This window comes from Bacillus cereus group sp. N6 (assembly GCF_016483705.1).
Classification (GTDB): domain Bacteria; phylum Bacillota; class Bacilli; order Bacillales; family Bacillaceae_G; genus Bacillus_A; species Bacillus_A wiedmannii.
This window is the reverse complement of sequence record NZ_JAEHBI010000044.1, coordinates 21,444-45,508: the sequence shown is the minus strand read 5'-3', so window position 1 is coordinate 45,508 and position 24,065 is coordinate 21,444. Positions and strand designations below refer to the sequence as shown.

Here is a 24,065-nt window from a genome sequence, read left to right as displayed (position 1 = left end):
AGTATTTTTTTTCATGTTTTCAAATCGGAAACATGTATTTGGCCTGCTTTTTTGTCTGAAAAAGCTGAGTAGTTACTAAATTATTTATCGGTAAAAATCAAATTGAAGATGTGACACCACTTGCTAAAATGACTCAGCTTACAGAATTAGATTTACCTAATAATGAGTTAAAGGATATTACTCCATTATCAAATCTAGTAAACTTACAAAAACTTGATTTAGAAGCAAATTATATTTCAGACTTATCGCCAGTTAGTAAGTTGAATAAGTTAGTATATTTAAGTTTTGTTGCAAATGAAATCCGCGATGTTAGACCAGTAATAGAACTAAGTAAGAAGGCTTATATTAATGTTCAAAACCAAAAAGTCTTTCTAGAGGATACAGAAGTAAATAAAGAAGTAAAAGTACCTATATACGAAAAAGACGGCGAGGTATCTACAAAAATCCGTCTGAAGAGTGATGGTGGTACGTATAGTAATGGTGTAGTGAAATGGAGTACACCAGGTGAGAAAGTATATGAATTTGGAGTGAAAGATCCATTTGCAGATACAGGTATTTTCTTTACAGGATCTGTAATTCAAAATGTAGTAGAAAGTAAAGGGGACAACAATTCTAAAGAAAACAATACTTCTAAAGAAGATGAAAAAGTAGAAGTAGTAGAATTTAAAGATGTACCAAAAGGACATTGGTCAGAAGAAGCAATTCATTATTTAGCGAAAGAAAATATTTTCAAGGGATATGGAAATGGACAATTTGGATTTGGGGATAGTATTACTCGTGGACAAGTTGCGTCTTTAGTACAAAGGTACTTGAAATTAGAAAATAAAGTAGAGCAGAAAGAGAGATTTACAGATACGAAAGGGCATATGTTTGAGCAAGAGATTGCCACAGTTGCGCAAGCTGGAATTATGCAAGGAGATGGTACTGGGGAGTTCCGTCCAGATGGAGTATTAACTCGATATGAAATGTCAGTAGTATTACAAAAAGTATTTCAGTTAAAGGGAAATGAAAAGAGTGTAGAGAGCTTTACTGATGTGCCAAAAGGTCATTGGGCAGAAGGCTATGTGAAAGCTTTAGCGGATAATAATATATCAAAAGGTGATGGAAAAGGAAACTTTTTAGGTGATGATTTCGTAACACGTGAACAATATGCACAGTTTTTATATAACGCAATAAAGAAATAAAAGATGAGAAAATACGTTATTCTTTGATTTAAAAAGAATAACGTATTTTTTATGTACAAAATGAAATAGGGAATAGACAGAAGTATAGATATATGGATGGCCCATTTTAAAGAAGAGCTATGAAACTATATTGACAAAAAGGCGTTATCATGTGATAATTCAATTAAATTTTTAGAATAATCAAAAAATACTCCTTTTACATAGAAAGGATTCGAACATTATATAAATATTATGCCGGGGGTGACGAAATGTTATTTTTTCTAAAAAAATGGAATGAATTAAAAGATGTGAAATCTGAATTGGCACTTCGTGATTGGTTTTATGGTACAAAAATTAGTTTATCACTCTGTACGTCAAAAGAGCCGTTAACTTTTTTAATAAACGTTGAGGGAAGAGATAAAGGGTTATTTTCAGAAGAAGACTTTATTGTTGTTAATTGTATGTGTGAGCCAGTATTTGAAAATGAAGAAAAACCAGCTGCAGAATCGTTTATGCATGCGGATATTTATAAAAAAAGTAGTGCAGAATGTATTTTACAAGTGCAGACTGTAGATAGTCATTTAATATCAGAGTTATATGGAGAAGAAGGGGAAGTAACATTCGATAAACGTAGTGTGGAACGTGTTTTTGGAAAAGAAGGTATAACAGAAATGACAATTCCCATTGTAGAAGATGAGAAGAAATTTGCTGATTTATTAGAAAATAATGTACCGAATTTTATTGAAGGTGGAGGAGTAGTTCTTGTTCATAATTATGGCATGATTGTGTGGGGGAAAACTCCAGAAGAAGCGAAAAAATGGCTAGAGGGTATAGAATATTTAATGAATTACCATGTAAAGTTGTTAATGATAAAAGGTGCAAAGAGCTCTGTTATATAAAATGTTTGTGATGTCGTTACAAGTCAATAAAAAATGAAAGCGTTTTAAAAATAATTTCACTCATAAAATATAGGTCTCCTTATTATATATAGATTACATGTTGACATGTAAGGAGGAACATATTTTGCGAGTTAAATATCATTTTCTGCCAAAACAGCAAGTAACATTTTGCAAAATGAACGATTCAGGTGAAGAGGCTTTGCACATTATGAATGAAACGGGATTTCGAGCAATCCCTGTATTAGCAGAAGATGAAAAGAAATTCATAGGGATTATTTATAAAGTAGATCTTTTAGAAAAGAAGTGTAATAGCGGATTAGAGAAATTAAGTGCGGAACATATGCTGGGAGATTCCTCCGCATTTATTTTTGAAAAGGATTCTTTTTTTAGAGCATTTTATGTTATTCGTCGACTTCCATTTTTAGCTGTGCTAAATGACTATAATGAATTTGTCGGTATCTTAACACATTCCAATATATTTGATGTTATTGAAGATTCATTCGGTATGCGGACGGGTGGTTATATATTAACAATTGCAACACAAGATTGTAAGGGAACGATTAAAGAACTTGGGACATTGTTGAAAGCATTTAATATCGGTGGATTATTTACACTAGATAACGGTGATCAATATATTCGCCGCGTTATCGTAAATATAGCAGATGAGTTAAATGAAAAAAGATTAAAGCAATTAATCGAAAAAATAGAGAAAAAAGGATTCAGGGTGAGTCATGTAGATTATATTTAAGGTGAAAAGGAAAGGTACCAATTTGCTATATGCAGATTGGTACCTTTTTAGTGTAAGTAATGAATCTTATTTTGAAACAGGAGGTGGAGATAGTGCTAAATCAGATAAAAAAATAAAATCTGCATGCGCGCGAATGTTAGGAATAGAAGTTTCTATAACACGTGATGTAATTTCACCTGGAGGTCCAACGTGTCCAATAGCTACCATAATCGGTTTTTCTTGAAGTTTTTTAATGAGTAATTGGGCTTGTTTTGAAATATGTGCCGCCGTATACACATCATCAAAAAATAATTGATTTTCAATAATAGGCACTCCTAATTCTTTCCCGATTTTTGGGACAACACTCTTAGGATTTGTTTTGCTATCTAAATAAAATAAACCGTGTTTTTTACAAGCTGCAAGTATAAGTCGTACAATTCTTTCGTCCGCGGTCACTTTTGATCCCATATGATTGTTCATGCCAATTGCATGCGGTACTTCTTGAATCGCTTGTTCGAGTCGGTTATTTATTTCTTCGTCGCTTAAATCAGTTGTAATTGCTTTTGGTCCAAGCCATTCTTTTTTACCTTTAATAGGTTCCATTGGCATATGTATAATAACTTCGTGCCCTTTCTTATGAGCCGCTATCGCATCTTCCTTTGTGGAAGGGAGAAAAGGCATAACGGCAACAGTCAGTGGAATAGGAAGTGATAACATTTTATCAGTCCCCTTCATATTATTGCCGAAGTCATCAATGACAATAGCGACTTTGTTTGTATGGGCCTTTGCTTGAACAGGAAACAAGAAGGATGGTAAAAACATAGTAAATATAAGCAATGCAATCGTATATTTGCGCATATAAATATTTCCTTTCTATTTTATCCCGCTATTTGCGAGCAGTGAGGAATGGACAAAATCCCCAATGATTAAATTTCACTTTATCAATCATCATTATGTTTTGCGTTTTTATATAAATTAAACAAAAAATGTCGAAGAAAAGTATATGGAAAATAGAGAATCCGCTATTTAATTGGTATTTGTAAAAAAAGAAGATGAAAAAAATGTCTATTATTGCGAATGTATTTACAAAGATAGAATAATTTGTAATAATTCTCAAAGTGAGGGTAAAGATTTGTAAATTACAGGGAGAAAATGTTAAATTTTCTGATTCTTCAAATTCAAATATGATTAAGTAGTTAAAAGGCCGATGGAGAAGTAAAGTCGAGAGCACGGAAGTATAATAAGGGGGATATGGATGTTTACTGTAAAAAGGAAGTACACATTAGAAAAGCTTTCACGTGATATTCATATGAAACGTGAAGAAATGATTCAATTAGGTTTAACAAGTGGGTTAAATAGTATGGAGACAATTCAAGTGAGTCAAGAATTGGACAAGCTTATTTTACAGTACCAGTGTTATAAAGAAAAACAAACACCAAAATGGTTATCAATTATAAAGGTACCTATTTTTCAAATTGGGTATGAAGGGAAATCAAGTAATTTTTGGCGAATGCTTGTGGCTGGTTTTATGAAATAAGTATAATTACCCTTTTGGGATAAGGATAATTATACTAGGTGTAACGGAATTTCGATATGAACTGTCGTTCCTTCATTTTCTATACTATCAATAAAAATATGCCCATTGTACATCTCTACAATTCGTTTACATATGACAAGTCCAAGACCGGTTCCAGTATCTTTATTAGTAAAGAACGGATGAAAGAGGTGTTTTTGAATATGTTTCGGAATTCCCTTTCCAGTATCTGTAATTTTCAATTGTGCGTGTGTCTCATTGTTTGTTACGGAAATGGTCAGTGTGTCACCAGAATTCATGGCTTCAATTGCATTTTTTGTAATGTTTAAAACCACTTGTTTCATATGGTCTTTTGAGCAACGGATATGAACAGGATGGTCTGGCAAATGTAAATGGAATACAATGTTATGTAGATTCGCCTCAGATTGAATAATTAATGCTACCTCATTTAGAATGGTTCTCACATCATATGTTTGTTCAATGATAGCAGTTGGCTTTCCAAGAATAAGAAATTCGCTTACAATTTCATTAATCCGTTCTATTTCTTGTTCGATGATGGAAAAATAAAACTGATCTTGTTCATCTTTATATTTCTCTTTTAATAGAGCGACGAGCCCTTTAATTCCGGTAAGAGGATTACGGATTTCGTGGGCTGTACTAGCTGCAAAAGTTCCAACTAATTCAATTTTTTGTAGTTCATTTTGTTGTCTTTCCAGTTTTGTTTGACGTTTTAACAACATATATTGAGCAAGTAAAAATAAAATAGACATTAAAAATAAAGTAGCTATACACTCTATTGCAACCCACTGATATAAAGTTTTTTGATGGATAGGCAATGGAGAAACAGAGACCTTCCAATTTAATCTTTTGAGTGGGGTAGTAAGCATATTAGAATGCGCATCACTTGTTTCGTTATTATCATCGGTGAGAAAAACTACATCATGTTTATCAGTTACTTCAAAATGATATTGTGGCTTAATGGCATTTAAAGATGCTGAAATGTAGTCAAAGCGTAAACTTGCTAACAATAAGCCTGAGATTTCCTTCTGTTTATTGAAAATGGGAGAAGCAATCATAATAGCTTGATGTCCAAGAACACGATCTGTAATGACTGATGATACAGTTGTTTTCTTCGTTTGCAATACGTCTTGAATATATTTGCGATCTGAGACATCAACAGGTGGCCGGTCGCCTTCAGATGCGATTGTAATGATTCCTTCTGGTGTAGCGTAATATAAACCAGAAAAACGTGCATCGTTTCCATCTGTATCATGTACAATTTGTTTAACTCCATTTATATTTCCAGTCTCGGTTCCTACGACCTTTGAGAGCATTTTTAATGCGGAAATTGCTTCACCAAGGTGATGATCTAAATAGTCTCTATATAAAAAGAGAACCGTGTGAGCAGATAGTTTGTTTTCCTGCTTCATTTTATACGAATGATATGAATAAAATGTAGCACCAATCCCTATCGTTGGTAGGATAACAAGAACTATATATAAAACTATGCTGTGGAATTTGACTTTCAATTTGGTACTCCTTCTTTTTTATTATCATTATATATAAACTATGTTAAAATTGTCATGTTTTTATTCAAGAATCATTCATAATATATTTGGGGAGAGGAAATGAATGAGTGAATACTCATTCGGAATTCAGATGAAGTACTAAGTTGTTTTTTCTTTTTATTACTGAGAATTTAAGTGAAGGGTTGAAAGTTGTATGACATCAAATAATGAACGAGAAGATATTTCTCAATCTTTAAAAGTATTTATTGCATTATCTCGTGTACATCGTTCTGTTATGGATACTACAAATAAATCTATACAAAGTAACGGGCTAAATCCAACTGAATTTGCTGTATTAGAACTGTTATATCATAAAGGCGGTCAACCACTTCAGCAAATTGGTGAGCGTATTTTAATAGCTAGTGGCAGCATTACATATGTTGTAGATAAGCTAGAGAAAAAGGGACTAGTAAAGAGAATTCCGTGCCCGAATGACAGACGTGTTATTTATGCACAACTAACTGAATCTGGAGAGAGCTTTATTGCTTCTATTTTTCCAGGGCATGAGCAAGTTATACATCAGTCTTTTGAAATGTTAACGAAAGAGGAAAAGGATGAATTACTAGCTCTATTAAAAAAGATTGGAAAATATGAAAAATAATAGTATGTTTCAAAAGAGCTTTGGATAAAGAAATCCAAGGTTCTTTTGTTTACATGTAATTATGACAGCATCTGCCGTATTTTGTTGAAGAATAAGAGGAGATTTGTAAGTAAGCATTGAATTATAGTAAGGATGCACATAATGGAGAGGAGGCTCGTTCATGTCATTTAAAGACTATGAATATAAACGGCCAAATATTGAAGAATTAAAAGAAAAGTTTACCGTTGCTTTAGAGAAGTTTGATAACGTAAAAACGGTAGAAGAACAAAAACAAGTCATCAATTCAATTAACGAAATTCGCAACGACTTCGGTACAATGGGGAACCTTTGTTACATTCGTCATTCTGTTGATACGACAGATGCTTTTTATAAGGAAGAGCAAGATTTCTTTGATGAATTCTCTCCAGTTGTACAAGGATATGGTACAAAGTATTATAATGCGTTAATTCATTCTCCATTCCGTGAAGAATTAGAAGCGTATTATGGAAAGCAATTATTTGCTTTAGCGGAGTGTGATTTGAAAACATACTCTGATGAAGTTGTGAAAGATTTACAATTAGAGAATAAATTGTCTTCACAATATACACAGTTATTAGCATCTGCAAAAATTGACTTTGCAGGAGAAGAAAGAACGTTATCGCAACTGATTCCGTTTATGCAAGGGAAAGAAAGAAGTGAACGTAAAGCAGCAAGTGAAGCATATTACGGATTTTTAGCTGAGAATGAGGAAGAGTTAGATCGTATTTATGATGAGCTTGTTAAAGTGAGAACGAAAATCGCCAAATCTTTAGGTTTCAAAAACTTTGTTGAACTTGGATATGCAAGAATGTACCGTACAGATTATAATGCGGAAATGGTGGCGAATTATCGTCAGCAAGTACTAGATTATATCGTTCCCGTTACAACGGAGTTAAGAAAACGACAACAAGCACGTATTGGTGTAGAGAAGTTAGCATATTACGACGAAAACTTTGAGTTTGCTACTGGTAATCCAACTCCAAAAGGAGATGCGGATTGGATTGTTAATCATGGGAAAACGATGTATAAAGAGTTATCGGCTGAAACGGATGAATTTTTCAATTTCATGCTAGATAATGATTTATTAGATTTAGTTGCGAAAAAAGGAAAAGCTGGTGGCGGATATTGTACATATATTGAGAATTATAAAGCGCCATTTATTTTCTCAAACTTCAACGGAACATCTGGCGACATTGATGTATTAACACATGAAGCTGGTCACGCTTTCCAAGTATATGAAAGTCGTAAGTTTGAAATTCCAGAATACAATTGGCCAACGTATGAAGCATGTGAAATTCATTCTATGAGTATGGAATTCTTTACATGGCCATGGATGAAGTCATTCTTTGAAGAAGATGCAGATAAATATTATTTCTCTCACTTAAGTTCAGCACTTCTGTTTTTACCGTATGGTGTATCTGTTGATGAATACCAACATTATGTATATGAAAATCCAGAAGCATCACCAGAAGAGCGTAAGACAGCATGGCGTAATATAGAGAAAAAGTATTTGCCGCATCGTGATTATGAAGATAATGATTATTTAGAGCGCGGTGGATTCTGGCAACGTCAAGGACATATTTATAGCTCGCCGTTCTACTATATCGACTACACATTAGCACAAATTTGTGCACTGCAATTTTGGAAACGTGCAAGAGATAATAGACAAGAGGCATGGGAAGATTATGTGAATCTGTGTCAACAAGGTGGAAGTAAATCATTCTTGGAATTAGTAGAAGTTGCAAATTTAACATCACCATTTGCTGAAGGCTGTGTGAAAAGTGTCATTACAGAAATTGAAGCGTGGCTACGTGCGATTGACGACACAAAATTGTAAAAAACATGCGCTTTTTTTCACATGTTTAACATCGACATAACGAGAAAATGATGAGATAATAAAAGAAAATTCAGAATACTAAAGAGGTGTTTCTAATAAGGAGCACCTCTTTTCACCAACAAAAAGGGGGGAAAGAAGTATGCTTCAATCTAATATGGATGTGAGTTTAGAAAGTTTGGTGAACTTATTACAGTCTACTCGAAGCACGCTATTATCAGAAATTGAAATGTTAAATGATACAGAAGTGAATGTAAAGCCACGCCGTGATAAATGGAGTATTATTCAAATTTTGCATCACTTGCATTTAGTTGAACAATCAGTTACATCTGCCCTTGTATATGCTTTACAAAAAAATGAAAGAAATACGACTCCATTTAAAGACCTCCAACTTACGCTTGATCGCACACATAAACGAGAAGCTCCTCAGCAAATGGAACCAACAGAAACGTTAATGAAAAAACAGCAAGGAATTCAATTACTAGAACATTCACGACAAGAACTATTACACGCGCTTCATAGTGTGATAGATGAAAAAGATTTATTTGAAAATGGATTAAAGCATCCTATTTTTAACGATTTGAATTTGTATCAGTGGGTTCAATTTCTTGATTTGCATGAACAAAGACATCTTACGCAGTTAAAAGAGGCGAAACACGCAATTTTGCAACGATAATCAGAAGGAAGTGGGAGACCACTTCTTTTTTGATACGTGCATAGTTTTCTTTCTTATTTTGGAATACTACATGGAGAAAGAACAGAAGGAGTTGAAAAGTATGTCCAAGAAAAAGAAAGAAGAAGAGCGCGCGTGGAAAGCACGTAAAGAAAATCAAAAACCACATGGTAAAGTGAAAGCCTTTGCTGAATTAGTTGAAGGAACAGAAAAAACGTGATGAGTATTTCATCACGTTTTTTGTATGAGTGGAAAAGTTAATAAGAAGGTTGTACCTGTACCTTTTTCGCTTATAATATCAATTTTTCCGTTCATAGCTTGAATAACACTGAATACGACCATCATTCCAAGACCAGTTCCTTTTTCTTTCGTTGAGTAGAAAGGGGATCCAAGGCGTTTTACTTGTTCTTGATCCATACCAACTCCTGTATCTTTTATATACAATTGTATATGCTTATGGTCTGGAACTAAAGTGAGTACGAGATCACCGCCTGTAGGCATTGCCTCAATACAGTTTTTTAAAATATTTAATAAACATTGGTTTAGTTTTTGTTTTTCACCAGCGATATAGAAAGATGTACTTTGTTTGATATAGTGGATACGAACATTTGTTAAATTAGCAAGAGGTGTGATTAAAGATAAGGCATGCAATAATTCTTCCTCTACTTGTAACTGTTGTTCTTTTTCAATACTTGGTTTCGCGAAAGTTAAGTAGTCTGTAAGAACATGATTTGCTTGTTCGATTCCGTTGATGGCTATGTCGATATATAATTTTCGCTCTTGCTCAGTGCATGTATTTGACTGCAAGAGTTGTAAAAATCCTTTTGTTGAAGTTAATGGATTGCGAATCTCATGAGAGATGGACGCTGCCATTTCTCCAATTAAATGGAATTTTTCGGCATTCATAAGTTCGTTTTGAAGACGAACTTGCATTTGTAGTATGTGTAGCAAATATAAAATAAGGATTGTTCCAATTATTGTACATATTTCGTACACGATAATATGGGGTATGTAATCGGCGCTATTTGTAACCTCTGAGAGGAAAGAAGGTACCCAGCCCAAGCCAAATATGAGACTGTAAAAGATAGCGAGTGCTATTTTTATTCGATTAGAACTTCGGTTAAATAGTTTGTATGTTAATAGTAGAACAATAAACAGTAGAACCGAAGCGATAAGGGATGGAAAAACACCTATTCCCCCTAATAAGAAGCGGTATATGTTTAATACAGTTAAGATGGAAGCACCAGCAATAGGGCCCCCTGTTAATGTACCGACAATTAATACGATATGGCGCATATCAAATTGAAATCCATAATTTGTTTTTGCTCCGAAAGTAATACATAGTATGGTAGCGAGGCAACATAATGCAATAAATATAGCTGAATTTAATTTAGGAGAACGTTTCCCTTTTTGATTCCAAAATAAATGGTATACGAGCATTGTAACAAGGATGAATAATATATTTAGAAAGAGATAAATAATAAAGGGTTTCAGTGGGGTGCCTCCTCTCTTCTCGCATTAAATTCATCATACTATAAAATGAAAGAAATGAAATGAAAAATAGCGGAAAAATCAGAAATTTTTTCTGGTAGTATACAATATGTTACAATAAGCTTTGTCAATGAAAGAAGGAATTCCGTGCATTGCACGGGAGAGGTTCGCGAACTCCCTCTATAAAAAACTATGGAAACAACAATATCTTTAGGTATTGTTTTGTTTTTTTATTGTGACAGTTCAAGAACGTTCTTTCTTCTTATTCGTAGTAGAGAAGGAGAATGAGTGAAATGAAAAAAGAAAAGGCAGTTGTTGTTTTTAGTGGAGGACAAGATAGTACGACATGCTTATTTTGGGCAATAGAGCAGTTTGCAGAAGTAGAAGCTGTAACGTTTAATTACAATCAACGTCATAAACTAGAAATTGATTGTGCAGCGGAAATTGCGAAAGAGCTAGGAATTAAACATACGGTGCTAGATATGAGTCTATTAAATCAACTTGCTCCAAATGCGTTAACGAGAACGGATATGGAGATTACACATGAAGAAGGTGAATTGCCATCGACGTTTGTAGATGGACGAAATTTACTATTCCTATCATTTGCTGCTGTATTAGCAAAACAAGTTGGAGCACGTCATATTGTAACGGGTGTATGTGAAACTGATTTCAGTGGTTATCCAGATTGCCGTGACGTGTTTGTGAAATCGTTAAACGTTACTTTAAATTTATCCATGGATTATCCGTTCGTAATTCATACACCACTTATGTGGATTGATAAAGCGGAAACATGGAAATTATCAGATGAACTTGGAGCATTCGAGTTTGTTCGAGAAAAAACATTAACATGTTATAACGGAATCATTGGTGATGGTTGCGGTGAATGTCCAGCATGTCAGCTTCGTAAAGCAGGATTAGATACGTACCTACAAGAACGCGAAGGAGCAAATAACTAATGGATAATTTCTTTGGATTTCGCATCGTAGAAAATTTGCAAAAAATGGACAAGGATATTCAGCGTAAACAGCTCAAATATCATAATAAAAGAGTAATGGTCAGCAAGGAATTTACATTTGATGCAGCACACCATTTACACTGTTATGAGGGGAAATGTAAAAACTTACATGGTCACACATATAAAGTTGTATTTGGGATTAGTGGATATGTAAATGAAATAGGTCTTGCGATTGACTTTGGAGATATAAAAGAAATTTGGAAGAATGAAATAGAAATTTATTTAGACCATCGTTATTTAAACGAAACGTTACCAGCAATGAATACGACTGCTGAAAACATGGTCGTTTGGATTTATGAAAAGATGGCAGAAGCATTACTAAAAGATAATCGTGCGAACGAATATAAAGGAGCTCGTGTTGAATTTGTTCGTCTTTTCGAGACGCCAACTAGTTATGCGGAAGTAAGACGGGAGTGGATGCTCGATGAGTAAAATCCCTGTCTTAGAAATATTTGGTCCGACCATTCAAGGTGAAGGAATGGTTGTGGGACAAAAGACGATGTTTATCCGTACAGCTGGCTGTGATTATAGTTGCGCATGGTGTGATTCTGCTTTTACGTGGGATGGATCGGCTAAGGAACAAATTAGACAGATGACAGCAGAGGACGTTTGGAACGAGCTTGTAGAAATTGGTGGCGAAAATTTTTCTCATGTTACGATTTCAGGTGGAAATCCAGCATTGTTGAAAAATATTGAGTTTCTTCTTTCTATATTAAAAGAGAATGGAATGCGGACGGCAATCGAAACGCAAGGGAGTAAATGGCAAGATTGGTTACTTCAAATTGATGAGATAACGATTTCTCCAAAACCACCAAGTTCGACGATGAATACTGATTTTCAGAAGTTAGATGCTGTTATTCAGAAACTAGCAGGAAAAGATATTAGTTTAAAGGTAGTAGTATTTGACGATTATGACTTTGAGTATGCAGTTAAGATGCACGAACGTTATCCAGATGTTCCATTCTTCTTACAAGTAGGGAATGATGATACAAAAACTGTGGATGATGCGATGTTGATTAAAAAATTATTAGATAAATACGAGTGGCTTATTGAAAAAGCGGTTAACTGTAAAGAAATGAATAATGCAAAAGTATTGCCACAGCTTCATGCGTTAGTATGGGGAAATAAACGCGGAGTATAATGAGAAGGGATGTTTAAAATGGCAGGAAGATTAGATGAAGATTTAAAAGATGTAACTTTATTAGGAAATCAAAATACAAAATATTTATTTGAATATAGCCCAGAAATTTTAGAGGTATTTGATAACAATCATCCAAACCGTGATTATTTTGTGAAATTTAATTGCCCTGAATTTACAAGCTTATGTCCGAAAACAGGTCAACCAGATTTTGCAACAATTTATATTAGCTACATTCCAGAACAAAGAATGGTAGAGAGTAAATCTTTAAAGCTATATTTATTTAGTTTCCGCAATCATGGTGACTTCCACGAAGATTGCATGAACGTTATTATGAATGATTTAATTAAATTAATGGATCCGCGTTACATTGAGGTATGGGGGAAATTCACACCACGTGGAGGGATTTCAATTGATCCTTACTGCAACTACGGTCGCCCAGGCACGAAGTATGAACAAATGGCAGACTACCGTATGATGAACCATGATCTATATCCAGAAACAATTGATAATCGTTAATATAATAGAAAGAAAGGATCTGTATAACATACAGATCCTTTCTTTCTATTATATTATGCATTTTGATTAATGACAGTATAGTTTTTATGACTTACAACTGTAAGAGGTTCCATATCTAGTTCTCTAAAATTTTCCATAATTGTTATATCTACAATAACGGAGTTTTGATTTACTTTTTGAACACGGCCTTGCATTCCACCTTTAAATTCAATGATATCTCCAGTTTCTGCGATCTGCATAAGCAACTCTCCTTGTTACAGTTTTCCAAAAAAAGAATAATTTTGGTTTTTTTTTATTTCCTCTTATTTTGAACCATATTGTCTAGTTTGTAAATGTTTCCAAAGTAAAAATTCGAAAAATATTCACATTTTGTAAGAAAATATGCAAGAACTCCAAGTTATTAGAAAAAAAGAACGGTTTAAATGCGTGCATCTTTATATAGGGGTATAATGAAAAAATACAATAACCTACTAAAGTGGGAGAAATTAGAGGCGGTAAAATGATGTTTGAATTTGTGGGGAGTGTTATAGCATTAACTTTATTTGTATTTTCTTATATAAATTTAAAAAAGATTCGTCATCATGAAACGACTACATATTTTGATGGGATGGATGGTATACATGCTGGGGTCACACATGAGAGTGGTGGGGATATGTAAAGGTGTATAACTTTCTTTTTTTGCGTGGTATGATATTTAAAAATAGTACATAATAGAGTTCGTAAGTGATGAATGGAGAGTGGAAAGAATGAAGATTTCTTTTATTCGTCATGGCCGCTTAGATCGTACTATAGAACCAATGACGGTTACATCCTTTCATGAATGGATGAAAGGATATGACTTACATACTATAACAGAAAAAGCACCTATACCAATGGAAACAATGGAAGCGGTTGAAGCAGCAAAGTTGATTGTAACGAGTGATCAAAGGTGTGCTATACAGTCAGCAGCTGAATTAATGAATTCTTTATCTTTTATGCAAAATTCTCTTTTTAGGGAAGCTGAAATTCCGACGAATTTTTATGCTCCAACATGGTTGAAATGTAAACCTAACGTATGGATGTTTATCGGGCGAACATTATGGATACTTGGTTACTATAAAGGTGTTGAGTCTTATAAGGAAGTAAGAGAGAGGGCAAGGCAAGCGGCTTACTTATTACACCGTTATGCTCTCGTACATGGAAGTATTGCTCTTGTAGGTCATAATTACATTAATGCAATGGTTGGTGCGGAGCTGAGAGCGATGGGATGGTCTGGTTCTCCTATTTTACATAGGAAGCCATGGGGATGTACAACCTATACATTCCACGAAGTGATGGATGGAAATATATTAAATACAAAATTAACATAAAAGCACACGATTTATATATAAATCGTGTGCTTTCTTTTTAAGACATAGAAATTTTGATGTTTAATGTTTTTACGAGGTGTGCATAAGGTTCGCCTACAAGCATAACGATTTGATCTTTTTTATAACCTAGTTTTTCATATAGTGAATAGGCACGTTTGTTTTCTGAATTAACAAGTAATGCGATTTTTTCATGCTCCTTTTCAGTTGCATGGATTTCAGCAGCTTCAATTAATTGAGAACCGATTCCTTTTCCGCCATATGCACTTGAAACTGATAATGTATCAATGTAATATTCATCAAGTTCAGCTTCTTTTTCTAATGTAATTGATTCATCTTTATGTAATTCTCTTAAGTAATGTACAATTGGTGCATCAAGACTTGTTGCTTCACTACCGTGATAAGCGACAATAACCCCAACTGCAACCCCGTCTTGTACATATACAAAACAGTTTTCATAGCTCAGTCGATTTCTCTCTTTTGAGAACCATGTTTCAAGTCCTAGTAATACTTCTGTCTCAACTGTGCTGCCTGTGATTTTTTCAGCAATTTCGTGCAGAGCGTTATATAATAAAGGTGCAATTGCCTTCGCATCTGTCTTTTTTGCTTTCCGAATCATAGTATCCCTCCTAATTCTATTTATATATTGTAGCATAGTGGTATGGAACTTTGCATAATTGAATACTGAAATGATTGATATAGAGAAGTAGCTATGTTAGTATATGATATTTAGTGAACATATACTAAAGAGATCTTTTTTGAAAAATAATGAAAATGAAATGAAGGTATAGCACCTGGATAATTTTACAGTTGTTGACCTATAGAATATACGATAAAATAAAATATTGCATAGAGGTGAAATATATGGATAAAGAATTAGCAAATGCAATTTTGGATCAGCTGAAAAATGGTGAAATAAAGGAGTATGTTGTTACGAAAGATGTATTTTATACGTTCAGAGAAGTTGTAGTAAGTCGAGAAGATTTTAAACATATTATTGGGAACGCACAGCGCGGCGGACAAGTAATTTATACATATTCAGAAACGCCACGTTCGTAACTAGAAGAATATAGGGAGGGGAATTATGGGCGATTTTAAACAAGGCATATTACCGCATTGGGATTATATGTGGAAAGATAGAGCTGGCAATAGGTTTATGGGGATGGTCATGTATCCAGAGAAACGAAAGTGTTCGGCAAAAATGCTTCAGAAAATAAAAAGAGCATATGAAGAGGCTATAGAAATTAAAGTAACCGTACAAGTTCAACATACATATCAGTACGTAGAAGGAATGATTGTGTACTTTGATGAAGAAGCTCCTGTATGTACAATGATTGATAAAGGTGAAAATCCACATCATATATTTGTAAAAGATATTTTGCGCATTGAGCACTCAGAATAATCTTTTTATAAATAAGTTGAATTTCCATAATAATAATCTTTTTCTATAATAGTTATCTTTTAGTATGTAACGCGAACCGAAAGTATATGTATAATATTTAATAAAGTAAAACTGATAAATGTAATCGTTTTTTAGAACAGATTATCGTTTCATGTCTGTTCTTTTTTGCGTGATGCTGGAGAAATATATTCCTCCAGCATTTGCCGTTTTATGACAAAATATATTGGTAACTTTTTTTAAAATAAGGTTAAATTCGTTGACAACTTTTTTGAAAAGCACTTTATTGACATGAGTTTTAGAATGTTGTTTCATAGTCATTGTATTGAAAAAAATCGACTGTCTTGTCGAAAAGTAAAATTTAAAAAAAGAAAGAATTTATACATATATCTTGTGTCTTATTTTGAAACGTAATACAATATATAGAGAAATCAAGAAACAACATACAGAGAGTATAGATTGGAGAGGGAGGGTCGGAAATGATAGTTGCATATGATTCTATGACAGGAAACGTGAAGCGTTTCATTCACAAATTAAATATGCCGGCCGTTCAAATTGGTGAAGATCTAGTAATAGATGAAGACTTTGTTTTAATTACGTATACAACAGGTTTTGGCAATGTACCAGAACGTGTTTTAGAATTTTTAGAGCGCAATAATGAAAAATTAAAAGGCGTATCTGCAAGCGGCAATCGTAACTGGGGAGACATGTTCGGTGCAAGTGCTGACAAAATTTCTGCTAAATATGAAGTGCCTATTGTATCAAAATTTGAGTTATCAGGAACAAATAATGATGTAGAATATTTTAAGGAAAGGGTGCGGGAGATTGCGACACATTGAACTGAATAATGAAATCACGCAAATGCAGGACGGTTTTTATCAGCTTCATAAAGATAAAGAGGCATTAGAAGTCTTTATGGAAGAAGCTAGAGAAAATACCGTTCATTTTAATAGCGTGGCAGAGCGAATGGAGTATATGAAAGAATATGATTACTATTACAACGTTCTGGACGAGTATAGCTTGGAGGAAGTAGAAGAGGTATATAACATCGCTTATGGTGAAAACTTCGAGTTCCAATCTTATATGGCAGCATCTAAGTTCTACAAAGATTATGCGTTAAAAACAAATGATCAAAAACAATACTTAGAAAGCTATGAAGATCGTGTAGCAATTGTTTCATTATACTTAGGACGCGGTGATGTTGCGAAGGCAAAACACTTCGCAAGCATGATTGTAAAACAAAACTACCAACCAGCGACACCAACCTTTTTAAATGCGGGACGAAGCAGAAGAGGAGAAATGGTGTCTTGTTTCTTGTTAGAGATGGATGATAGCTTAAATTCAATCGGCTTTAACATTAATACTGCAATGCAATTATCAAAAATCGGCGGTGGAGTAGCTTTAAACTTGTCTAAGCTACGTGCACGCGGTGAGCAAATTAAAGGTATCGATAACGCTGCAAGTGGTGTAGTACCTGTTATGAAATTACTTGAAGATTCGTTTTCATATGCAAATCAACTTGGGCAACGAAAAGGTGCCGGCGCAGTATACTTAAACATTTTCCATTGGGATATTATTGAATTCCTTGATACCAAAAAAATAAATGCCGATGAGAAGAGCCGTATTCAGTCTCTATCAATCGGAATTATCGTTCCAAGTAAGTTCTTTGAGCTTGCTGAGAAAAACGAACCTTTCCATGTTTTCGCGCCTTATACGGTGTATAAAGAATACGGAAAGCATTTAGATGATATAGACATTGATGAAATGTACGATGAATTAATGAGCAATCCGAAAGTGAAGAAGAAGCCGCTAGATATTAGTGCACGTGATATGCTTATTAAAATTGCTATGATTCAGCTTGAGTCTGGTTACCCATACTTAATGTTTAAATCAAATGCAAATAACCAACATCCACTGAAGGATATTGGAACTGTGAAGATGTCGAACTTGTGTTAAATATGTAGCACCTTCTAGTAGAAATGCTAGTCGAAAACTCCGTTAAACGGGGAAAGCCTCAAATTTGAGGTAACCTACCGTGCTAAATCTTATCTTAGAATGAAAATATAAAAGTTCAGAATGTATCTTATTATTTTGTATAGCAGAGTTATGGGACAACATAAAGTAATAAGAGACTTTCTGAAGTATGTAAGATAAGTAAAAGCCTAACGACTATCCCTTATGGGAGTAGAGCGCAAGCGATTGGCGTTCGAAAAGCGGAGCACCTAATCAGGTAATGCTGTAGGTGATGATATAGTCTGTCCTGTATGGTGACATACAGCAGTTGCATGAGCAACGGACTGAGGAGTAGCGGACTCGGTTGAACATTCGAGACAGAAATCTTCCAGCTTCAAGAAACTTCTGAAATAAATGATTACGGTACAGATGATATTATCCGTCGTGATATTAACTGTAATTTAGGATCGTTAAATATCGTAAATGTAATGGAAAATAAAGAAATTCGTGAAGCTGTTCATGCGGGAATGGAAGCTTTAACAGCTGTGTCTGATATGACGATCATTCCGAATGCACCAACTGTGAAAAAAGCAAATGATGAGCTTCATTCAGTTGGACTTGGCGCAATGAACTTACACGGATATTTATCAAAAAACAAAATCGCATATGAAAGTGCAGAAGCAAAAGAGTTCGCTCGTACATTCTTTATGATGTTAAATTACTACTCTATTGAGAAAAGTATGGAAATCGCTAAAGAAAAAGGCGAAACATTTAAAGACTTCGATAAGTCTGATTATGCGAATGGCACATACTTTGAAAAGTACGAAACGATAGATTACAGCCCAGTAACTGAAAAAGTTCAGCAACTATTTGAAGGAATTCATATTCCAACAAAAGAAGATTGGACAAGTTTAAAAGAGCAAGTGAAGAAGAATGGATTATATAATTCATACCGTCTTGCTATCGCTCCAACACAATCTATCAGTTACGTTCAAAATGCAACTTCAAGCGTAATGCCGATCGTAAGTCAAATCGAATCAAGAACATATGCGAATGCGACGACATATTATCCAATGCCGTATTTATCAAAAGATACGTTCTGGTACTATAAATCTTCTTACGATATGAATCAGTTTAAATTAATTGATTTAATCGCAGAAATCCAAGAACATATTGACCAAGGAATTAGTACAATTCTTTACGTTAATAGTGATATTTCAACACGTGAATTAGCACGTTACTACATCTATGCACATAAAAAAGGCTTAAAGAGTCTTTATTATACGAGAACACGTAAGTTAAGCGTGGAAGAGTGCGTAGCTTGTACCGTTTAATATAAAAAGTGAGACATCATGAGCAGGGTTTTCTGAACCCTGCTCATGCTTAGTTATCAATTTTTCATGTTTATTTAGAGAAGGGGCGATTGAATGCGTGCGGTAAACTGGAACAAAAAAGAAGATGATTTTAGTTTAATGTTTTGGAAGCAAAACATCGCTCAGTTTTGGACAGAAGAAGAAATCGCAGTATCTTCTGACAAAAATACTTGGGCACAATTATCAAAAGAAGAGCAGATTGCTTATAAGCGTGTATTAGGTGGTTTAACACTTTTAGATACGAAACAAGGTGGCGAAGGGATGCCACTTGTACTTGTTCATCTTGAAAATTTACAAGCGAAAAGTGTATTAGCTTTCATGGGAGCTATGGAAGAAGTACATGCGAAGAGTTACAGTCATATTTTCACAACGTTAGCTACTGAAGAAGAAATTGATGATATTTTTGAATGGGTAGACAATCATCCATTACTTGAGAAAAAAGCTGGTATTGTTACTAGTTACTATCGTCGTTTATTAAAGCCTGAAGTAACGAAAAAAGAGTTATACATGGCGATGGTAGCAAGTGTATTCTTAGAAAGTTACTTATTCTATAGTGGATTCTTCTACCCACTTTACTTAGCAGGTCAAGGTAAATTGACAGCAAGTGGTGAGATTATTAACCTAATAATTCGTGATGAGTCAATTCACGGCGTATTCGTCGGTATTTTAGCACAACAACTCTTCGCAGAACTTTCTGCAGAAGATCAACAAGAAGTGCAAAAAGAAACACAAGAGTTATTAATGGAACTATATGAAATTGAAATGGCATACACAGAAGAAATTTACACTTCTATAGGTCTTGTAGAGGATGTAAATCGTTTCGTTCGTTACAATGCGAATAAAGGACTTATGAACTTAGGACTTGAGCCGAAGTTTGAAGAAGAAGAAATTAACCCAATCGTTTTAAATGGTTTACGTACAGATACGAAAAACCATGATTTCTTCTCTGTAAAAGGGAATGGTTACGTAAAAGCAACGAACGTTGAAAAGTTAGCTGATGATGACTTCGTGTTTGATTTTTAATATATACTCATAAAGAAAAGCTGTCTTATTCATTGATAAGACAGCTTTTCTTTATGGATTTGTTTACATAACACTATTATTTTTGTATAACGAGTTTTGTTTAAAAAGTTCTATCCAGCAAATGGATAGAACTTTTTTGTAATTAAATGGGTATTTACAAACTATTTGTATCAGTGTATTATTTAACTAGTACACCAATACAAAAGGAGGGAAGAAATGAAAATAGAGTTTTCTCCAAATACACCAATTTACATTCAGGTAATGGAATACATAAAAAAAGAAATCGTAACAGGACATTTATTGCCGGGTGATAAAATTCCCTCTGTACGTGAATTAGCGAGTGAATTACAAGTAAATCCAAATACGATTCAGCGTACATTTCAAGAGCTAGAACGGGATGGGGTTGTTGTCACACGTAGAGGAATGGGACGATATGTAACGAATGAAGGGGAGAAAATTATGGAGCTGCGAAAAGAGATGGCGAAAGAATTACTTCATTCTTTTATAGATGGAATGGACAATTTAGGTTTTTCAGAAGAAGAAATTCTTACAATCCTTCGCTCTTCATTACACGAGAAGAGGGAGGAGAGCGAATGACAGAGTTATTAAAAATAGAAAACTTATGGAAGAGATACGGATTGAAAGCAGTGATCCGTGAATTAAACATAGAGATTACGGAAGGGAAAATTATAGGACTCGTTGGAGATAACGGGAGCGGGAAAACGACGTTATTGAAAATGATTGCCGGTCTGCAGCATCCTTCCGAAGGCAGTATTACAATCGCTGGTAAAAAGGTAGGATTAGAAACGAAAGAAATTGTTTCTTTTATGTCGGATAAACCAGTATTTGATGATTGGATGACGGTAAAAGATTCTTTATTCTTCTATCGAGATTTTTATAAAGACTTCGACATTCAAAAAGCGGTAGATACAATTGCGGAATTTAAAATACCGTTAGAAGAAAAAATTACAGCTTTATCAAAAGGTATGGTTGAAAAGCTACAAATTATTTTAACATTTTCGAGGAAAGCGAGGTTATACGTACTAGATGAACCATTGGGCGGGATTGATCTCGTTTCTAGGGAGCATGTACTGGAACTTATTTTACAGTTTTATCGCGAAGACTGTACTATTTTAATTGCAACACATTTAATTGGAGAAGTGGAAAATATTTTTGACGAAGTAATCTTTTTAAAAGATGGTGAGAGTGTATTGCATGAAAATGTAGAGGAATTACGTTTCCAAAGAGGAAAAGCTGTTACGGATTTGTTTAAGGAGGTGTTTAGTAGATGAAGGCCAGTTTAATATATATGTACAATGCGAATAAAAAACAAATTTTCATTTCGTTATTGTCATTCATATTTATTGCAGCTGTCGCTTTTGTAAGTATGGGGAATTATATTAAACAAGAATCAGGAGAAGTAAGGCAAATGATTATAGTTGCCTTAGTATTCTTAGTTTATATAATTTTTGCGGTATTAGTATTTCTGCAGGCGATGTCTGCGTTTGGGAAAATGACCGAAAGTACATTATTTCGATTAACACCGATATCTGGTAAAAAAATTGTTTTAGCAATATTGTCATATGCGGCAATTACCTTAATGTGTTTTGAAGTAATAGGTACTATGTTTTTCTATAGCATTTCGATGAAAGTAATAAAAGGTACAGAACTCTATGGATTGTTATTTACCGAAAGTACACTTACGTTAGATATAGTAAAACAATTATTTAGCAGTGTGTTATATGTATTTAATTTATCAAGTGTATTGTTAGTTTTACTTTTTACAGTAGCTGGCGTTAAAGTATTTTCTTTGAAAAAGAAAAAAATGGAGTATGTAATTATTTTCTTCTTATTTTTACTAGTAACGAAAGTAATCAATATGATATATGAAATGCTAGGTGGACTTGCACCTACACCTGCTTTTATAACAAAGTTAGTGTATATAGATGAATCATCAGAAGCAAATGTGTTTCTTTATTCAGAAAAGCTTATGAATTTATATAGTATTGCTTTTTCAATCGGTATATTTGTTTTATTTGTTTATATAACAGGTCGCATAATCGATAAGAAACTAGAAGCCTAAAGGAGGAATCAACATTGGGAAATGTAGTAGTAAAGTTAGAGAATGTTCGAAAAAAGATTGGTGGAACGGAAATTATCCGCGGTTTATCATTTGAAGTTCGTGAAGGGGAAGTGTACGGGTTTCTTGGACCGAACGGTAGTGGTAAAACGACGACAATTCGTATGATGACAGGTCTTATATCAATGACAGAGGGCGATATTACAATTTGCGGTCATAGTATTCGCACGGAGCGTGAAAAGGCGCTAGAGCAAATTGGGGCGATCGTAGAAAATCCTGAACTATATGATTATATGACTGGAATGCAAAACTTAAAGCATTTTGCGAACATGGCAATTACACCAATTAGTAAAGAGCGCATTGCTGAGATTGTAAAGCTTGTCGAATTAGAGCACGCGATTCATAAAAAGGTGAAAACATATTCACTTGGTATGAAACAACGTTTAGGAATTGCACAGGCATTACTTCATCAGCCGAAAATCTTAATTTTAGATGAGCCAACAAATGGATTAGATCCAGCAGGTATTCGCCAAATTCGAGATTATTTACAACGTTTAGCGAAAGAAGAGAATATTGCTGTAATCGTATCAAGTCACTTATTAAGTGAAATTGAACTCATGTGTGATCGCGTCGTTATTATTAAGCAAGGTGAGTTTGTGCAAGAGTACAACTTACACGAACAAGCGAAACATGATGAGACAGTAGTTGTAGCGTTTGAAGTAGATCAAGTACAGAAAGCGAATGAAATCATTAAAGGTAAGACGCAAGGAAATGTAATTGCAGTATCTGTCATGAAAGAAGAAATCCCACAACTTGTAAAAAAACTTGTGAATGACGATGTGCTTGTATACGGAGTTACTGTTCAAAATAAAACGTTAGAGGATGAGTTCTTAGCGATTACAGGGGGAGTGAAAGCGTAATGTTTAAATTAATTCAAAATGAATTTTTAAAGTTACATGCGAAAAAAGGTATGTATATTTTAATTGGTGTAATTGCAGTATTGGAGATTTTGGGAGTTTTAGCGATGCTGAAATGGGGAGACGGAAGTGAATTTAAAGGATCATATTTAGATTTTGCAAGTTCAGAGATTGGTTTAATTACTTTGTTTGCAACAATTTTTGGGATTACGATTGCTTCTCGTATGATTACTGATGAGTTCCAAAAAGGTACAATTAAGCAGTTATTAATCCGTCCAAGAAAGCGAATTACAGTTTTATTCTCTAAATATATTACAGTGTTACTTACTATAGTATTTATCATATTTGCTAGCACGTTAATTGCAATGATTATTGGCGGAATTGTAATGGATGGTAGTAAAACGGAATTAACGGTAGGAATCGTAATGAAATCTACTTTATATCAAGTACTTTCGCCGTTCTTCTTTGCGACGCTTGCATTTTTCTTAGCAAACGTATTTAGAAAGTCTGTATTACCATTAATTATTACGATGTTCCTCTTCTTCTTACAAGGAGCAATTAATATGGTATTAATGATGTTTGCAAAAGGTGTAGCGAAATTTGTAGTGTTTTTCCATTTAAATTTAAGTGTGTACGATAGCAATAAACTAGTAAGTGGCGGAACGGAACCAACATTTACAGAGTTTACATTTACAACTTCCTTATTACTTGTAGCTGTATACTTTGTTGTATTACTTGTAGCATCAAGTGCATTATTCCAAAAACGTGACGTATTATAATAAAAGAAATCCCCG

General features: G+C 34.1%; 28 protein-coding genes, 2 pseudogenes and 1 riboswitch. Of the genes and pseudogenes, 25 read left to right on the top strand and 5 right to left on the bottom strand.

What is annotated here, in order from left to right; translation table 11 throughout:
• Positions 1-71: 71 nt before the first annotated feature.
• The 3 genes and pseudogenes from JDS99_RS24005 to cbpA form a co-directional block, all read left to right on the top strand.
• Positions 72-1,184: pseudogene (locus JDS99_RS24005) on the top strand (S-layer homology domain-containing protein); the annotation flags it as partial.
• A 248-nt stretch (positions 1,185-1,432) separates the two neighbouring features.
• On the top strand, positions 1,433-2,062 hold the full coding sequence (locus JDS99_RS24000) for a class II aldolase/adducin family protein (RefSeq protein WP_048545015.1): 630 nt from the start codon (positions 1,433-1,435) through the stop codon (positions 2,060-2,062).
• 124 nt (positions 2,063-2,186) lie between these two features.
• Complete coding sequence (gene cbpA / locus JDS99_RS23995; RefSeq protein WP_048545012.1) at positions 2,187-2,810, top strand: cyclic di-AMP binding protein CbpA; 624 nt, start codon at positions 2,187-2,189, stop codon at positions 2,808-2,810.
• Positions 2,811-2,876: 66 nt separating this feature from the next.
• Here the strand turns inward: cbpA and JDS99_RS23990 are convergent, their stop codons facing one another.
• On the bottom strand, positions 2,877-3,647 hold the full coding sequence (locus JDS99_RS23990) for a divergent polysaccharide deacetylase family protein (protein WP_046958227.1): 771 nt from the start codon (positions 3,645-3,647) through the stop codon (positions 2,877-2,879).
• 397 nt (positions 3,648-4,044) lie between these two features.
• Between JDS99_RS23990 and JDS99_RS23985 the strand changes: the two genes are divergently transcribed.
• Positions 4,045-4,326, top strand: coding sequence for an aspartyl-phosphate phosphatase Spo0E family protein (locus JDS99_RS23985; RefSeq protein ID WP_000495532.1), 282 nt, complete (start codon positions 4,045-4,047; stop codon positions 4,324-4,326).
• A 29-nt stretch (positions 4,327-4,355) separates the two neighbouring features.
• Here the strand turns inward: JDS99_RS23985 and JDS99_RS23980 are convergent, their stop codons facing one another.
• Positions 4,356-5,852, bottom strand: a complete 1,497-nt coding sequence (locus tag JDS99_RS23980; protein WP_088608351.1) for a DUF3149 domain-containing protein — start codon at positions 5,850-5,852, stop codon at positions 4,356-4,358.
• A 193-nt stretch (positions 5,853-6,045) separates the two neighbouring features.
• On the opposite strand from JDS99_RS23980, the gene JDS99_RS23975 reads away from it, so the two are divergent.
• The 4 genes from JDS99_RS23975 to JDS99_RS32085 all read left to right on the top strand — a co-directional run bounded on the left by JDS99_RS23975 (position 6,046) and on the right by JDS99_RS32085 (position 9,237).
• Complete coding sequence (locus JDS99_RS23975; protein ID WP_000203344.1) at positions 6,046-6,492, top strand: MarR family winged helix-turn-helix transcriptional regulator; 447 nt, start codon at positions 6,046-6,048, stop codon at positions 6,490-6,492.
• Between the two features lie 160 nt (positions 6,493-6,652).
• Positions 6,653-8,347, top strand: coding sequence for a M3 family oligoendopeptidase (locus JDS99_RS23970; RefSeq protein ID WP_087984813.1), 1,695 nt, complete (start codon positions 6,653-6,655; stop codon positions 8,345-8,347).
• A 139-nt stretch (positions 8,348-8,486) separates the two neighbouring features.
• Positions 8,487-9,020, top strand: a complete 534-nt coding sequence (locus JDS99_RS23965) for a DinB family protein (RefSeq protein WP_088608350.1) — start codon at positions 8,487-8,489, stop codon at positions 9,018-9,020.
• A gap of 100 nt (positions 9,021-9,120) precedes the next feature.
• On the top strand, positions 9,121-9,237 hold the full coding sequence (locus JDS99_RS32085; RefSeq protein WP_000038254.1) for a DUF6254 family protein: 117 nt from the start codon (positions 9,121-9,123) through the stop codon (positions 9,235-9,237).
• 11 nt (positions 9,238-9,248) lie between these two features.
• Here the strand turns inward: JDS99_RS32085 and JDS99_RS23960 are convergent, their stop codons facing one another.
• On the bottom strand, positions 9,249-10,457 hold the full coding sequence (locus JDS99_RS23960; protein WP_088608349.1) for an ATP-binding protein: 1,209 nt from the start codon (positions 10,455-10,457) through the stop codon (positions 9,249-9,251).
• 207 nt (positions 10,458-10,664) lie between these two features.
• A riboswitch (PreQ1 riboswitch) is annotated at positions 10,665-10,708 on the top strand.
• Between the two features lie 93 nt (positions 10,709-10,801).
• On the opposite strand from JDS99_RS23960, the gene queC reads away from it, so the two are divergent.
• The 4 genes from queC to queF are packed head-to-tail and all read left to right on the top strand — an operon-like array spanning position 10,802 to position 13,180.
• Complete coding sequence (queC, locus tag JDS99_RS23955) at positions 10,802-11,464, top strand: 7-cyano-7-deazaguanine synthase QueC (protein ID WP_000711595.1); 663 nt, start codon at positions 10,802-10,804, stop codon at positions 11,462-11,464.
• Positions 11,464-11,955, top strand: coding sequence for a 6-carboxytetrahydropterin synthase QueD (gene queD / locus JDS99_RS23950; RefSeq protein WP_000368411.1), 492 nt, complete (start codon positions 11,464-11,466; stop codon positions 11,953-11,955). The genes queC and queD overlap by 1 nt, the downstream gene beginning before the upstream one ends.
• The gene (gene queE / locus JDS99_RS23945; protein ID WP_000036302.1) at positions 11,948-12,664 is read left to right on the top strand and encodes a 7-carboxy-7-deazaguanine synthase QueE; all 717 of its coding nucleotides are present in this window, start codon (positions 11,948-11,950) and stop codon (positions 12,662-12,664) included. The genes queD and queE overlap by 8 nt, the downstream gene beginning before the upstream one ends.
• Positions 12,665-12,682: 18 nt before the next feature.
• The gene (gene queF, locus JDS99_RS23940; protein ID WP_000918895.1) at positions 12,683-13,180 is read left to right on the top strand and encodes a preQ(1) synthase; all 498 of its coding nucleotides are present in this window, start codon (positions 12,683-12,685) and stop codon (positions 13,178-13,180) included.
• Positions 13,181-13,233: 53 nt separating this feature from the next.
• Here the strand turns inward: queF and JDS99_RS23935 are convergent, their stop codons facing one another.
• Positions 13,234-13,419, bottom strand: coding sequence for a YkvS family protein (locus JDS99_RS23935; RefSeq protein WP_001165081.1), 186 nt, complete (start codon positions 13,417-13,419; stop codon positions 13,234-13,236).
• Positions 13,420-13,679: 260 nt separating this feature from the next.
• Between JDS99_RS23935 and JDS99_RS23930 the strand changes: the two genes are divergently transcribed.
• Positions 13,680-13,838, top strand: coding sequence for a hypothetical protein (locus tag JDS99_RS23930; protein ID WP_157843619.1), 159 nt, complete (start codon positions 13,680-13,682; stop codon positions 13,836-13,838).
• Positions 13,839-13,926: 88 nt separating this feature from the next.
• A complete protein-coding gene (locus JDS99_RS23925; RefSeq protein WP_098133991.1) occupies positions 13,927-14,529 on the top strand; it encodes a histidine phosphatase family protein in 603 nt (200 codons plus the stop codon).
• A 37-nt stretch (positions 14,530-14,566) separates the two neighbouring features.
• On the opposite strand, the gene JDS99_RS23920 is transcribed toward JDS99_RS23925, so the two are convergent.
• Positions 14,567-15,145 carry a GNAT family N-acetyltransferase gene (locus tag JDS99_RS23920; RefSeq protein ID WP_199695821.1) on the bottom strand — a complete coding sequence of 193 codons (579 nt, stop codon included), beginning with the start codon at positions 15,143-15,145 and terminating at the stop codon, positions 14,567-14,569.
• A 245-nt stretch (positions 15,146-15,390) separates the two neighbouring features.
• Between JDS99_RS23920 and JDS99_RS23915 the strand changes: the two genes are divergently transcribed.
• The 11 genes and pseudogenes from JDS99_RS23915 (at position 15,391) to JDS99_RS23865 (ending at position 24,050) form a co-directional block, all read left to right on the top strand.
• Positions 15,391-15,585 (top strand): hypothetical protein, encoded by a 195-nt coding sequence (locus JDS99_RS23915; protein WP_000356682.1) that lies wholly within the window; start codon positions 15,391-15,393, stop codon positions 15,583-15,585.
• 25 nt (positions 15,586-15,610) lie between these two features.
• A complete protein-coding gene (locus JDS99_RS23910) occupies positions 15,611-15,928 on the top strand; it encodes a hypothetical protein (protein ID WP_199695819.1) in 318 nt (105 codons plus the stop codon).
• 476 nt (positions 15,929-16,404) lie between these two features.
• Positions 16,405-16,764, top strand: a complete 360-nt coding sequence (nrdI, locus tag JDS99_RS23905) for a class Ib ribonucleoside-diphosphate reductase assembly flavoprotein NrdI (RefSeq protein ID WP_000634376.1) — start codon at positions 16,405-16,407, stop codon at positions 16,762-16,764.
• A pseudogene (locus JDS99_RS23900) lies at positions 16,751-17,878 on the top strand (ribonucleotide reductase N-terminal alpha domain-containing protein); the annotation flags it as partial. The gene nrdI and the pseudogene JDS99_RS23900, both read left to right, overlap by 14 nt.
• A 383-nt stretch (positions 17,879-18,261) precedes the next feature.
• Positions 18,262-19,212 carry a ribonucleotide reductase large subunit gene (locus tag JDS99_RS23895; RefSeq protein ID WP_306628300.1) on the top strand — a complete coding sequence of 317 codons (951 nt, stop codon included), beginning with the start codon at positions 18,262-18,264 and terminating at the stop codon, positions 19,210-19,212.
• 93 nt (positions 19,213-19,305) lie between these two features.
• Positions 19,306-20,274 (top strand): class 1b ribonucleoside-diphosphate reductase subunit beta, encoded by a 969-nt coding sequence (gene nrdF / locus JDS99_RS23890; protein ID WP_060489487.1) that lies wholly within the window; start codon positions 19,306-19,308, stop codon positions 20,272-20,274.
• A gap of 216 nt (positions 20,275-20,490) precedes the next feature.
• Positions 20,491-20,871: a GntR family transcriptional regulator gene (locus JDS99_RS23885; RefSeq protein ID WP_000687513.1), complete on the top strand. Its 381-nt coding sequence runs from the start codon at positions 20,491-20,493 to the stop codon at positions 20,869-20,871.
• Complete coding sequence (locus tag JDS99_RS23880) at positions 20,868-21,566, top strand: ABC transporter ATP-binding protein (RefSeq protein WP_048544987.1); 699 nt, start codon at positions 20,868-20,870, stop codon at positions 21,564-21,566. Before JDS99_RS23885 ends, JDS99_RS23880 begins: the two co-directional genes overlap by 4 nt.
• Positions 21,563-22,357, top strand: coding sequence for an ABC transporter permease (locus tag JDS99_RS23875; RefSeq protein ID WP_199695817.1), 795 nt, complete (start codon positions 21,563-21,565; stop codon positions 22,355-22,357). Before JDS99_RS23880 ends, JDS99_RS23875 begins: the two co-directional genes overlap by 4 nt.
• A gap of 14 nt (positions 22,358-22,371) precedes the next feature.
• The gene (locus tag JDS99_RS23870; RefSeq protein ID WP_000528799.1) at positions 22,372-23,274 is read left to right on the top strand and encodes an ABC transporter ATP-binding protein; all 903 of its coding nucleotides are present in this window, start codon (positions 22,372-22,374) and stop codon (positions 23,272-23,274) included.
• Positions 23,274-24,050, top strand: coding sequence for an ABC transporter permease (locus JDS99_RS23865; RefSeq protein ID WP_088062593.1), 777 nt, complete (start codon positions 23,274-23,276; stop codon positions 24,048-24,050). The genes JDS99_RS23870 and JDS99_RS23865 overlap by 1 nt, the downstream gene beginning before the upstream one ends.
• Positions 24,051-24,065: the final 15 nt, after the last annotated feature.